Origin of the sequence: Sphingobacterium sp. LZ7M1 (genome assembly GCF_024296865.1) — a bacterium.
In the GTDB taxonomy this organism is placed as follows: domain Bacteria; phylum Bacteroidota; class Bacteroidia; order Sphingobacteriales; family Sphingobacteriaceae; genus Sphingobacterium.
The window spans coordinates 854,462-867,299 of the sequence record NZ_CP101134.1; the positions used below are offsets into that span (position 1 = coordinate 854,462).

At 41.4% G+C, this 12,838-nt stretch carries 10 protein-coding genes; 2 read left to right on the plus strand and 8 right to left on the minus strand.

Annotation, left to right across the window (positions count from 1 at the left end):
• Nucleotides 1-260 precede the first annotated feature (260 nt).
• The gene (locus NMK93_RS03650; RefSeq protein ID WP_254526316.1) at nt 261-3,425 is read left to right on the plus strand and encodes a TonB-dependent receptor; all 3,165 of its coding nucleotides are present in this window, start codon (nt 261-263) and stop codon (nt 3,423-3,425) included.
• Nucleotides 3,426-3,498: 73 nt separating this feature from the next.
• Here NMK93_RS03650 and NMK93_RS03655 read toward each other — a convergent pair whose 3' ends face one another.
• The 5 genes from NMK93_RS03655 to NMK93_RS03675 form a co-directional block, all read right to left on the minus strand.
• Complete coding sequence (locus NMK93_RS03655; protein ID WP_254526315.1) at nt 3,499-4,023, minus strand: hypothetical protein; 525 nt, start codon at nt 4,021-4,023, stop codon at nt 3,499-3,501.
• Between the two features lie 220 nt (nt 4,024-4,243).
• Nucleotides 4,244-4,783 carry a dihydrofolate reductase family protein gene (locus NMK93_RS03660; RefSeq protein WP_254526314.1) on the minus strand — a complete coding sequence of 180 codons (540 nt, stop codon included), beginning with the start codon at nt 4,781-4,783 and terminating at the stop codon, nt 4,244-4,246.
• A gap of 16 nt (nt 4,784-4,799) precedes the next feature.
• A complete protein-coding gene (locus tag NMK93_RS03665; protein WP_254526313.1) occupies nt 4,800-6,434 on the minus strand; it encodes an ABC-F family ATP-binding cassette domain-containing protein in 1,635 nt (544 codons plus the stop codon).
• A gap of 107 nt (nt 6,435-6,541) precedes the next feature.
• Entirely contained in the window at nt 6,542-7,144 is a 603-nt protein-coding gene (locus NMK93_RS03670; RefSeq protein ID WP_185210700.1) for an alpha-ketoglutarate-dependent dioxygenase AlkB, read from the minus strand.
• The gene (locus NMK93_RS03675; protein WP_254526312.1) at nt 7,131-7,997 is read right to left on the minus strand and encodes a bifunctional transcriptional activator/DNA repair enzyme AdaA; all 867 of its coding nucleotides are present in this window, start codon (nt 7,995-7,997) and stop codon (nt 7,131-7,133) included. Before NMK93_RS03675 ends, NMK93_RS03670 begins: the two co-directional genes overlap by 14 nt.
• Before the next feature lie 251 nt (nt 7,998-8,248).
• Between NMK93_RS03675 and NMK93_RS03680 the strand changes: the two genes are divergently transcribed.
• Nucleotides 8,249-9,331: an IS110 family transposase gene (locus tag NMK93_RS03680; RefSeq protein ID WP_254530287.1), complete on the plus strand. Its 1,083-nt coding sequence runs from the start codon at nt 8,249-8,251 to the stop codon at nt 9,329-9,331.
• Nucleotides 9,332-9,697: 366 nt separating this feature from the next.
• Here the strand turns inward: NMK93_RS03680 and NMK93_RS03685 are convergent, their stop codons facing one another.
• The 3 genes from NMK93_RS03685 to tsf all read right to left on the minus strand — a co-directional run bounded on the left by NMK93_RS03685 (nt 9,698) and on the right by tsf (nt 12,829).
• A complete protein-coding gene (locus NMK93_RS03685; protein ID WP_185210696.1) occupies nt 9,698-10,441 on the minus strand; it encodes an SDR family NAD(P)-dependent oxidoreductase in 744 nt (247 codons plus the stop codon).
• A 170-nt stretch (nt 10,442-10,611) separates the two neighbouring features.
• Nucleotides 10,612-11,676, minus strand: coding sequence for an AI-2E family transporter (locus tag NMK93_RS03690; protein ID WP_185210694.1), 1,065 nt, complete (start codon nt 11,674-11,676; stop codon nt 10,612-10,614).
• Nucleotides 11,677-11,992: 316 nt separating this feature from the next.
• A complete protein-coding gene (gene tsf / locus NMK93_RS03695) occupies nt 11,993-12,829 on the minus strand; it encodes a translation elongation factor Ts (RefSeq protein WP_093098737.1) in 837 nt (278 codons plus the stop codon).
• Nucleotides 12,830-12,838: the final 9 nt, after the last annotated feature.

Here is a 12,838-nt window from a genome sequence, read left to right on the forward strand (position 1 = left end):
ACAAGAATAATCCCACAATAAAACATTCTAAAAGCAGCAGGTTAAGTATTTATTAACTATCTAAAGCGCTTTAAATTAAAGGATTTTGAAACTATTTTTTCGAAATAACGACACTAAATGAATGAAAAATAAGGAGAATTAAATATTTCTTAATCAAGCCTTAATCATATGAAAACATCCTCTCAATATTTTCGTGACCAATTTAATTGTCCAGTTAACAAGTATGAAGTTAACAATCAAACTAAACGTAAAAAATTATTATGCTTAAGAACATTTTTGGGGCCTGGCTCTTTTTACTCCTCATCTTTTCAGTTCCCTATCATGCTTTCTCGCAAAGTACCGAAGCGACCATTGTAGGAAAGATCACCGATGGTGCTGAACCTTTAAGCGGCACTACAATCACTATTCGGAACGAATCCACCGGTTTTACTCAAAAAACGGTAACCAATCAAAACGGTAACTATTCTTTTCAACAATTGCCATTGGGTGCTCCTTACACCGTAACAGCAAACCATTTAGGTTTTCAGGAACAGAAACAAACTGATTTCCGATTAAACTATGGCGATGAATTAAATGTAAACTTTCAGCTGACCAATGAATCCAATACCATTGATGAAATTGTAGTTCAGGGTCAAGGTCTACAAAACAAGATCAGATCTTTAGGAGCTTCTACGGCAATCACTGCAAACGAACTTAAAAAGATGCCGGTAAATGGCCGTAACTTCTCTTCATTGATTGATCTTTCTCCAATGAGTACAGGAACCAACCTGGCCGGACAACGTGCATCCTCAACCAATTTTACCGTTGATGGGATGAACTCCAGAAGTACCGTTGCAGGTGGTAACAGTGGTGGAGCTTATTCAATTTCCATGGAAGCCATCCGTGAGTTTAAGGTGGTAACCAATGATTATGATGTGACTTATGGAAGAAGCGGGGGAGGTAGTGTAACTACGGTTACCAAATCAGGTACCAATACCTTGACCGGGAGTGCATTTACATTTGCAAGAACGGGTTGGTTATCCAGTAAGTATAACCTGAACGGAACACCAAGAACCCAAGAGTTCTCCACTTATCAATATGGTTTTTCATTAGGTGGACCGATCATTAAAGATAAAGCACATTTCTTTGTGGCTTGGGATCATCAAACGGATTCAAGACCTCTCTATATCGCGGATATCCAGAACGCAGCGGATATCGGCCGTTATAAAGTAACCCAAGAAACCCTGGATGCCTTCAGTCAGATCGCTCAAAACCAATATGGTGCCGATGCAAACAGATTATTCGGTGCCTTCGATAAAAAGAAGAAAAGTGATGCTGCCTTCGCAAGGATTGACTGGCAGATCAATGATAAAAACTTGTTGACCATCCGTAATAACTTTGTTTACGACCAAGACAATAATCAAGAAGGGGATAATTCAGGTATCAACGCTTACGAATCGTACATGAATCGTAAATACATTAACAATAGCTTAATGGCTTCCTTGAGAACATCGATCAGTCCTCGATTGACCAATGATTTCAAGGTGCAACATTTCTACGAAAGCTCTGATGTTTTCCATAATGTCAACGGCATAGGCCAAGATCAAAGTATCCCGCGTGCTATTGTTGAAAATGTGCAATCTAAAGATGGCGAGAAAGAATATTTCAACAGCATTCAGATTGGAGGACAACGTTTTTCTCCTGAATGGTTTCATGGAAACATGATCCAAGCTGTAAATAATCTTTATTTCAACACGGAAAAGATCAAATACACCTTTGGTGCCGATATCATGTATACCAATATGGATTTTCGCTACGGTAGTGAAATGAATGGTAGATTCTACTTCACCGGAATGGATAACTTTAAAAACCTAACTCCTTATCGTTATGCCCGTGATGTATATATTACAGATGAGGAAACCACCAAGGTCAATAATTTAGCTGTCGGTATCTATGGACAGATGGAAGCAAAGATCGCTAGAGGCTTAGATGTGGTTGCCGGTCTTCGTTTGGATAATACCCAATATCTAAGAAAAGCTAACTTCAATCAGGTGGTTTATGATGAATTAGGAATTACAACGGACAATGGAATCAATACTTTCCAAATCCAACCACGGGTGCAGTTTACATGGGATGTCAATGAAGAAAGAAAGAATATCATCCGTTTTGGTGGAGGTGTATTCGGGTCGGCCTTAAACCCTTATTCCATGCTGAACAATATGTTGTTTGATGGAACACGCATTGCCGGGGTTGATATCACAGACCCGAGATTGATGCCAAGACCTAATTTTGAAGACTACAGGAAAGATCCAAATTCAGCTCCTGGGAAAGATCTATTAAATCAACCGGGCGTAGAAAAATTGGTAACCATCAACACCAACAGTAAGGATGTTAAAGTGCCAACGATCTATAAGGCCAATATCTCCCTGAACCACTTTTTCACTCCTTCTTTAAGAGTGGGTGTGTCAGCTTTTGGTACCTGGGGAAGAAATAATTACATGTATGTTGACCGCAATATGGTTGATGAGCCGATGTTCCGCCTGAAAAATGAAGGTGACAGAGGGGTATATGTTCCGGCAAGTAGCATTAATCCTAAGAACGGTGCAGCAAACTGGGTTAACAGCAGAAAAACAACGGAAGTGGGCCGTGTGTTGGAAATGAACAGCGAGGGTAAAAACAATACCTATACCGTGGTTGTGGATGGTACTTACCGCTATTTTAAAGATGGACAAGTGACTATGTCATATACTTGGAATGATTCGAAAGATAATACCTCTTACAATGGTAATGTGGCCAATTCAGCGACCCTATCGTTAATGGTAAAAGATGATCCCCGTGATTTGAGTACCATGACATATTCCGATAACCAATACCGTCATAAAGTAGTGTTTTATGGAACATTGCCATCCATGTGGGGTGTTTCCATGGGATTGCGCTATAGTGGTATCGCAGGAACGAGATATTCCATGGCGGTCCAAGGAAATGTCAATGGGGATTTCGTGAATTCGAATGATCTAGCCTATGTTTTCGATCCGAATAGCAATAATACTCCTGATAATATCCGTACTGGAATCAATGCTATCTTAAACAACCCGGATGCTGAACAAAGTATCAAAGATTATATCCAAAACAATGTAGGTAAAGTAGCAGAGCGAAATGGCGGTATCAATGGTTTCTACGGTGTATTCGACCTTCATTTGGCTAAAGAATTCAAATTCTACAAAACTCATGGTATTGAAGCATCCATCGATATTTTCAACGTTGCTAACCTTCTGAACAAAGAATGGGGAGTTGGAAACAACTTGGGTAAACAAAACCTGTATAGTATCAAAAGTTTTGATGCTACAAAACAAGAGTATGTGTACAACATGTCTTCTAATGTAGGGGTGTCTAACTTGAATGGAAGCCCATATCAAATCCAATTAGGATTGCGATATGCATTCTAATTGAAAGCATTAAACAACAATAAAAAAGGAGCTAGCGACTGATCACTAGCTCCTTTTGCTATTTAGATACCGATTACTTTATCGGTTTATATGTCATTACTGGATTATAACCGTGCATGACCGAATCATTCGTCAATTTCAGGGTCAGCTCATCTTCGGATAGATTGATGATTTTATAGGTATTATAAATAATCAACGAATCACTGGAAAGATTTAATCTGTTGAACAGCTTTTCATTGACGCGATATGAAAAGACCAGGGTTGAATCTTGTCCGTTGAAGGTATAATCTCCCCAATATTCTGAAATCCTGCTAGCTGTCCTTTCATGATCCATCTTACCCCTGAACAGGGACGACTCCTTGACGGAGTCCTGAACGGTATGGCTGTATTGCGTAGCGGTAAAGCTTAAAGTGGTTACTCGGTTGTAATGTTCCGGACTACTGTTGTCCGTAAAAACCTCATCGATCAGGATATCATTTTTCCAAATGTACTTTTCCAATAGGGCTTTGTCAAACTCACCTTCAAGAGGGGACATATCTTCCTCTTTACATCCTACAAGGATGCCAATAATAATAAAGAGTAGAAATCTTCCTTTCATGTTAATATCCCAAATTTGGTTATTGTTACTGGTAAGCTGGTTAATGTATATTTGATTAAATCAAATTTAAGCTAAAGTGTTTTACAATCAAACACTTATGTCTTATTTTTTGTTTGACTTATTATATTTTAAATTCCCAAAATAAGTTAACCATGCTCGGCACAAAAATGTATATTTTCTTTTAAGAAATAAAATATTTCGGAAATTAAATTTCGCATTTTTAATAATCGATGGAATAAAGTAGGATTTTCATTCCATGCTCATATTTTTCATCGCCCAAAAGGGTTAATCCGTAATTCTTTTTAATACCTTCGAATAACTTTGTTCCTGATCCAACTATTACTGGATTGAGCTTGATCTTTACTTCATCCAATAATTCATTACTGAGCAACCAGCCCGCCAATTGCCCACCTCCACACAAATAGATATCGGTATCTGCTTCTTGTTTCAGACGCTTTACCTGTTCAACATCCAAGGGAAGAACCCTGACCTGTCCATGTTTATTTTCAAATTCCAGGTTATTGGAAAGGATATACTGGGTCATGTGTGCATAGGTAGGAGAGGGATCACCTGGTTTTACTCCGAATTGATAGCCAAATTCGTAGGTCTTCCTGCCCATCATTACATGGTTGAATGCTTTTAGATCTTCCAAATACCTTTTTACGGCCTCTCCTTCATAGGAAAATCCACTTACATCATCGTTTTCTCCGGAAATAAATCCATCTATGGACGAAGCCACATAATAAATAATTTTTTTCATGTTTTTCCTTTCTGCTTTAGTCTAGCTTAATGTTCTTCTGTATGCCTACTTCCTCCAAAAAATACTGATCGTGTGAGACAACGATTAAGGTTCCTTGGTAGGAGCGTATAGCTGCAGTTAATATCTCCATATTCTGTATATCGATATTGTTTGTTGGCTCATCTAGAATAATGACATCTGGTGCTTTGCTGCTGATGTTTAGGCAACATAATAACAGGCGCATTCGCTCTCCTCCACTGAGGACCAAACAGCTCTTTTCCCAACTTTCCTTAGGGAAAAGGAAACGGTTCAATCTGATCTTTACCTCATGTTCCAATAAACCGGATTGATTAAAGGACTGGGCTATATCATAAATGGAATTTGTAGACCTGACCATAGAATAGGTCTGGTCAACATACACAAAGCTGAAGTCCGCTTTTTTCAATTCGCCCGAATAGCTTGGCATCTCCCCAAGAATTAACCGTATCAAACTGGTTTTCCCGGAACCATTATTGCCTTTTATGACAACTCTATCTCCATATTGGAGCTGAAAATTTACGTTCAGTTTCCAGAGTTCTTTGCCATTGATTATTAAATTGACATTTTTCAGCTCCACTAGGTTTTTTCCAATGGGTAGGCCTGATTCTTCAAATCCAAATTTCATTTGGTCGATGTCCTGTAAATTTGCCCGGAGGCTGCTCAGATTTTGCTGGATTCCTGAAATCTTTTCCTGATGTACTCCTTTCAGTTTTGCACTGCTTCCTTCGGCCTTATTTTTTAAACCGCCCATCAGTATTTTGGGGATACCTGCCTTTTCCTGTTTTTTCTTACCGCGGGCATTCAGTTTGTTCTGCCTTTCTGAGGCTTCTCGCTCTTTTTCTTTGGCCTTTCGCAATTCTTTTTCCTTGGATTTGACATCCTGATCCAATGCGTTGATAGCTATTTCCTTTTGCTCTGCGAAAAAATCGTAATTCCCTCCAAATCGTGAAATTCCGGTCTTGCTCATTTCGGCCATTTCTGGAATTAACCGCAGTAAAGCACGATCATGACTCACGATGAAAAGCGTCTTATTGCAGTTTTCAATAAACTGGTATAGCTGTTCTCGTGATTCCAGATCAAGATGGTTGCTGGGTTCATCCATCAGGATCAATTCTGGTTCATGGATGTCGATGCCTGCAAGAAAGACTTTGGTCTTTTGACCGCCACTTAAGTTGTTGAACGGCTCATCTAAATGCAATCCTGCAAGATTCCATCGGCTTAAGGCTTGCTGCACCCGCTCTTCCAAAGACCAATCGTCATTTAGGATTTCGAAATTGTTCTCGTCCAGCTGACCATCGAGTATAGCCTGTAATGCTTTTAATTTTCCATCGATGGCCAAAGCTTGGCCTATGCTCATGCCATCGTACCTATCCAGTAATTGTGGAATGTAATAGGGGATGCTTTCACAATAGATCGATCCAGAAGTAAGCTTTAGCTCAGCAGCGATGGCTTTGAGTAAAGTAGATTTGCCTACACCGTTATTGCCTATCAAAGCAATTTTTTCATGCTTATTGATTGCCAGATGGAGGCCTTGAAATAAAATGTCTTTATTGGGATGAATATATGTTGCGTTCTGTATAATGACCATAATTCCTTTCGCTTTGAAGATAAAACCATACATAAGCATGCACATGCTTTGTTAATTGTTTTCGGAAAGAAATTGGGTATTACATATATCCTGTTTTGATTATTGGTACTGCAAATATAGGATTTTTATTTTTAATGCATAGTTTTCATGACCTATGCATTCTCTATCGTCCTAAAGGTGAGGTTTATTCGCGCCCCATGTACCGTTTTGGTAGGAGGAAGCCGATGTAACCAATGGTCTTGGGTCTGGTCTTTCATGATCAACAGACTTCCATCTTCCAAGTAAAGGTCAATCTTCTCCTTGGAGGTTTTATGTTTGAAAGAAAACTTACGTTCAGCACCAAAAGTCAGGGAAGCGATGGCTCCATGCTTTTTCAGGTCCTTCTCGCCGTCACTGTGCCATGCCATCCCTTCTGAGCCATCATGGTATAGATTGAGCAGGCAGGAATTGAAAGTCTCTCCAGACTCTCTTTCTACCATTTCCTTGAGTTCAAGTAGCTCCGCTGTCCATGGTTCAGCAATTTTCTGTATGTTGGAATAGCTGTATTCAAATCGTTTATCACCATACCATGCTACCTTGCGCTTGGTTTCTATATGCCTGCCAAAGATGACCGCTTGGTCATTTTTCCAGCTAATGCCATGCAATAACTTTTCATAATAGCCCTTATCGGGATCACAGATTCTTCCATAGTAATATACAGTCCCGTCATAGGGCAACAGGTTTTTACTTGGATTGGCCGTATTAAATAGTTTCATGTTGATTTTCTTTATCGGTCTTTGCAAATTCCCAACCTAGCATCAGTGTTTTTCGCAGTGGATTCCATCGATATCCCCCAGTTTGTCCTGAAGTCTGGATTACACGGTGGCATGGTATCAAGTAAGCGATCGGATTGCTTCCTATTGCTGTTCCCACAGCTCTTGATGCGGTAGGTTGGCCAACTTTTTCCGCAATTTCCTTGTAGGAGTTCAATTTCCCTAAAGGAATTGACAGTAAGGCCTGCCAGACCTTCAGTTGAAAGGACGTGCCCTTTAAATGCAGTTTGATGCGTTTTAAGGAAGAATCTTCCAGATTGAATATCAATAGGGCTTCCCGATGGATGGCTTGCTCCTCAGCGATAAAAGTTGCGTTCTCAAAGGAATGTTTTAACTCTTCCAATCCTGCAGAATCATCATCGACAAAAGCGAGGTAACAGATTCCTTTCTCTGTGGAAGCAATCAGGCATTTTCCAAAAGGACTACCCTGAAAACTATAGGCAATGGACAGACCCTCTGCACCTTGTTTGAATTCTGCTGGAGTCATCCCTTCGATCTGAACAAACATGTCGTGCAATCTACTGGTACTGCCAACACCAGTCAAGATATGGGTGTCAAAAAGGGTCCGTTTTTCTTCCTTCAACAATTTCTTGGCGTAGTTGACCTGTGTATATTGCAGGAATTTCTTTGGGCTGGTCCCGACCCAATCCGAAAACAATCGTTGAAAATGAAAAGGGCTTAAATGAACATGCTCCGCTATCTCTTCTAGGCTAGGTTTCTCCTGAAAGTGATCCTGGATAAACTGTATCGCCTTGGCGATACGGTCATAGTTTAACTCTTGTTGCGTCTTTTCCATATTCAAATTTCCGTACTGATCGGGACAATAAAAATCCGAATCTTGCTAATTTACAAAGAAGCTAGAACAATATTAGGTTTGGAGCTGCATGTTCGGGATGGGAGCTTGGACTAGATCATTATTTCGCGGGGAAGCTGTCCATATTTGTAGGCCTTATGTTTGTATCTAGGACGTGCTAATACAAAGAGATAGCATAAGATTATTTGTTTATATTTTTATATAACCAAAATAACAACATAAATCCTAATCTTATGCTACGACAAAATACGGATTTAAATTTTGATGGACAACCGATCTATATCGGAATAGATGTCCATCTAAAGAGCTGGAACGTTGCGATCTACAGCAAGGACCTGTTCCTTAAGTGCATCCACCAGGAATCCAACGTGGGGGTCCTGGTGAACCATCTCTGGAAAAATTATCCCGGAGCCTCCTACCATTCGGTATATGAGGCGGGGTTCTGCGGTTTCTGGATCCATCGCGAACTCCAGGCGCACGGGGTCCACAACATCGTGGTCAATCCCGCCGATGTCCCCAGCACCCAGAAGGAGCTGCTCCACAAGAGCGATCCGATAGATAGCAAGAAACTGGGCAGGGCCCTTCGGGCCGGTGTCTTACGGGGGATATACGTCCCTTCGCCCGATTGTGAGGACGCCAGGTCCCTAGTGCGGCTGCGCCATTCCACGGTGAGGGAGATCGGCAGGATGAAGAACCGGCTGAAGTCATTCCTGTACACCAATGGCATCAGCTACCCCGAGGCCTTCCTGCACAACGGGACGCACTGGTCCAGGCGGTTCATGGCGTGGCTGAAGGAGGATGTCCACATCAAGGGCGAATTTGGCAGGCGGACGCTGGAGCTGCTGGTCCGGAAAGTGGAGTACCACAGGGGATTCCTGCTGGAGCTGAACCGGGAACTCAGGAGCATGATGGCCCAGCAGGTGCATGCCGTGGACTACGCGCTGCTGCGCTCTGTCCCGGGCATCGGTCCGGTGACGGCCATGAGCCTGCTGGTCGAGCTGGAGGACATCCGGCGGTTCGCCAACAGCGACCACCTGGCCAGCTTTATCGGCATCGTGCCGACCAGGCACAGTTCAGGTGAGCGTGACCCGGACGGAGAACTGACCTTCCGCAGGCACGAGCTGCTGAGGCGGATGCTGGTCGAGGCATCCTGGATCGCCGTGCGGAACGACCCGGTGCTGGCCCTGGGCTTTTCAAAGGCCTGCCTGAAGATGAAAAAGAACCTGGCGATCATCAAGGTCGCAAGGAAACTGGTCAACCGGATAGCGTATGTGCTGAGGACCAGGGAAAAATATGTTATTGGAGTAGTGAAATGACGGTACTTGGATAGACACAAAAAAATTGGGTGACCGCTATTCGCCCCTTGCGGCATTGCGTCCGCTCTCATTGTAGTTTGCGGCACCCATACTTTACAAACTGAAAAAGACACTGCAGCCATAGGTCTGCTCATAGAAGGTTGTTTGAAAAGTAACTGTCATATCGCAGCTGTTGGAAAAACCATCAGCTGGGCAACCTTTGGCCCAAAGCAAGGGAAAGGGAAAGGAAAAACAACCATAGAGGCAAATAATCAAGAAAAAATTTGGAATACAACATAGAAGGGGCGAATTGAATTCGCCTGCTTTCTTCATTCCCCATTCATTAAAAAAACGGAAGGCAATTTTTTTCAATTGCCTTCCGTTTTTTTATTTCGCTAAATAACCGCCATCCACTGGGTAATAGGATGCCGTAACGAATGAAGCTTTATCCGAAGCTAGCCATAAAGCCAGCTCTGCTACTTCTTCTGGCTTACCCAATCTTTGGAAAGCATGTTGTGTTTCTAGATATTTCAGGGAGTCTGCATCCAGGTTGGCTTCAACCAATGGAGTTGCAATAAATCCAGGACCGATTGCATTGATGCGAACGCCTTTGGTCGCATATTCCCATCCTGCAGCCTGGGTCAGTCCGACAACGCCATGTTTTGCTGCAACGTATGCCGATGATTTCGCAAATCCTACTGCCCCAAGGATAGATGCCATATTAATGATGCTTCCGCCCACTTTCTCAATCTCTGGTAACTGATAGTGCATTCCATAGAATACTCCATTGAGGTTGATGTCAATGACTTTCTTCCAGCCTTCGATAGATAGGTCCCCAACGTTGTTGGATTCGCCACCTATTCCTGCATTGTTCACTGCAATATGTAGTGCGCCGAAATTCTCAATGGCAGCCTCCACAATTTTTTTATTGTCTTCGGCAGAAGAGGCATCTGCTTTAATAAAGATAACATTCCCCTCACCAAGATTGTTGATCAATTCTTCTCCTAACTTTTCGTTCAGATCCGCTATAACAACTTTAGCACCTTCTTTTACAAAAAGTTCAACGATTGCCTTACCGATACCGGAAACTCCTCCGGTCACAATAGCCACTTTGTCATTTAGTTGTTTCATATTGTTCGCTTATTATTTTGACAATAAGATACAAAGAATACAAGAGCAGTTATGTGACTTTTGTCATCCAAAAAGCTGATTATGACTTTAATAGGAAAGTGCAAGTCAAAGCTTACAATCTTTTGATAATCGCCATTTTTGGTATTACCTAATTTGAATATTGTTTTACCTTATTCGGTTTTCTCAGGGTTATCTGTACTCAGGATAATTGAATCTCCCTTGCCATATTCATTGGAATAGACCTTGATCAAAACTCCTACAGAAGATAGGATCAAAGGACCGAAGATCAATCCCAACATGCCGAATAATTTTAGACCCAGCAATACCCCGAACACCGTGATCAGAGGTGGGACATTTCCCAATGTTTTTAAAATGGTAAAGCGTAAGATATTATCGATACTACCGATCAATAGAAATCCATAGAGGAGGATACCGATTCCATTGGCAGTTTCACCTCCGGCTAAGGTAATGATACCCAGTGGAACATAGATGGTCATGGTCCCTAATACCGGAACTATGGAAGCAATACCGGTCAGCATGCCCATCAGAATAAAATTATCTACCCCAAAGATCCAATAGCCCAACATGGCTACTAAACCTTGGAAGAATCCCAAGATAGGGATACCGATGGCATTGGAACGGACCATGGAATCAAACTCTTTCCATAGTTCTTGTTTGCTTTTTGGTGAGAAGGGTACACCACTGGAGATATAACTTTCCATTTGCCTACCATACACCAACATAAAATAAAGCACAAACAAAGCCACTATAATATTGATCATGACCTCGGCCACGGAGTTCAATATGCTTGGTACATATTTGGTAAATCGCTGCAGCATATTGAGCAAAGCTTCATCCGACATGTCAATATCCTTCAGGAATGGCTTGTCGGCCATATATTCCTTCAAGAGATTGAACTGGGAGACGATCTTATCCGTATTGTTCAAGAAACTGGTGATCTGTGGAACCAGATAATCCACCAAGGCCCAAATGGGCAATACAATAAAGACAATGGATATGAGAATAAATAGGAGACTGGTCAGGATCTTGTTCCATCTTTTTCGTTCCGTCAACTTAAAGTAGCTGTTGCGGAATAGCACATATAAAGTAATGGCACCTAGGAAGCCCGGCAAATAATAGTAAAGGTTCTTGAAAATTAGGATACATACCAAGATAATGATGATAATCAACATGATCTGGTTGATGGAATTGTTGTTAATCTGCTTCGTTCTCATATTCAGTAGCAATTTAGGTAAATATAGTGTTTTAGACAACAGACAATAGACATAAGACATAAGACCACTGTATAACCCTACATAGAGCTTACTGCTTTAATATTAACTTAATTTTTCCAACAATGTTTTTGACGTTTTCACAGAGCCTATCGCATAAAAACCAAACAGCTTTGCTTGAAAAACAATTCAGCCATCTGTGCTTGTCAAAACTTGCTTGGCAAGGATAGGTCTAATGTCTGATGTCTAATGTCTCTTAGTCTATAAAATAAGAAAAGCCCATCCTTTTTGGGGATGGGCTTTTCTTATTTTATAATGCTTACGCGCCTAATTGTACACGTTTGAAAGCAGTAACAGTCAATCCTTTAGCAACTGAATCCAAGAACTGAGCGATAGATTTAGAAGAATCTTTAACGAACTCTTGGTTCAATAAAGTGTTTTCTTTGTAGAATTTGTTCAATTTACCTTGAGCGATTTTTTCTACCATTTCTTCTGGTTTACCTTCAGCGCGGATTTGTTCTTTAGCGATTTCAAGTTCGCGTTCGATAGTTTTCGTATCAACACCATCTTTATCGATAGCCACTGGGTTCATCGCAGCGATTTGCATAGCTACGTCTTTACCAGCTTCTTCAACACCAGCAGCATCAGCAGAAAGACCTACCAATACACCTAGACGGTAGTTACCGTGGATATAAGCAACAACTTTATCAGCAGCAACAGTTTCGAATTTAGAAACGTCGATTTTCTCACCGATCTTACCCGTTTGTTCGATCAATAAGTCAGCGATTTTAGTTCCACCGATTTCCAATGCTTTTAGGTCCTCTAGAGTAGCAGGGCTGTTCGCTAATGCAGCGTCAGCTACTGATTCAGCAAATGCAACGAAATCAGCGTTCTTCGCTACGAAGTCAGTCTCACAGTTTACCTCAACTACGATACCTGATTTGCCATCAGCCGCAGCTTTAGCAATAATTACTCCTTCGTTTGAGTCGCGGTCTTGACGGCTAGCAGCAACTTTAGCACCTTTTTTACGAAGGTAGTCAACAGCAGCTTCGAAATCACCATTAGCTTCCACTAATGCTTTTTTACAGTCCATCATACCAGCGCCAGTTTGTTGACGCAATTTGTTTACATCTGATGCAGAAATTTGTACTGACATAGTATATTT

Bases quoted from the DNA above. Each gene is read 5' to 3' on its own strand.
- NMK93_RS03690 (WP_185210694.1), bottom strand. From the start codon at position 11,676: ATGAGAACGAAGCAGATTAACAACAATTCCATCAACCAGATCATGTTG.
- tsf (WP_093098737.1), bottom strand. From the start codon at position 12,829: ATGTCAGTACAAATTTCTGCATCAGATGTAAACAAATTGCGTCAACAA.
- NMK93_RS03650 (WP_254526316.1), top strand. From the start codon at position 261: ATGCTTAAGAACATTTTTGGGGCCTGGCTCTTTTTACTCCTCATCTTT.
- NMK93_RS03670 (WP_185210700.1), bottom strand. From the start codon at position 7,144: ATGAAACTATTTAATACGGCCAATCCAAGTAAAAACCTGTTGCCCTAT.
- NMK93_RS03655 (WP_254526315.1), bottom strand. From the start codon at position 4,023: ATGAAAGGAAGATTTCTACTCTTTATTATTATTGGCATCCTTGTAGGA.
- NMK93_RS03685 (WP_185210696.1), bottom strand. From the start codon at position 10,441: ATGAAACAACTAAATGACAAAGTGGCTATTGTGACCGGAGGAGTTTCC.
- NMK93_RS03675 (WP_254526312.1), bottom strand. From the start codon at position 7,997: ATGGAAAAGACGCAACAAGAGTTAAACTATGACCGTATCGCCAAGGCG.
- NMK93_RS03660 (WP_254526314.1), bottom strand. From the start codon at position 4,783: ATGAAAAAAATTATTTATTATGTGGCTTCGTCCATAGATGGATTTATT.
- NMK93_RS03680 (WP_254530287.1), top strand. From the start codon at position 8,249: ATGCTACGACAAAATACGGATTTAAATTTTGATGGACAACCGATCTAT.
- NMK93_RS03665 (WP_254526313.1), bottom strand. From the start codon at position 6,434: ATGTGCATGCTTATGTATGGTTTTATCTTCAAAGCGAAAGGAATTATG.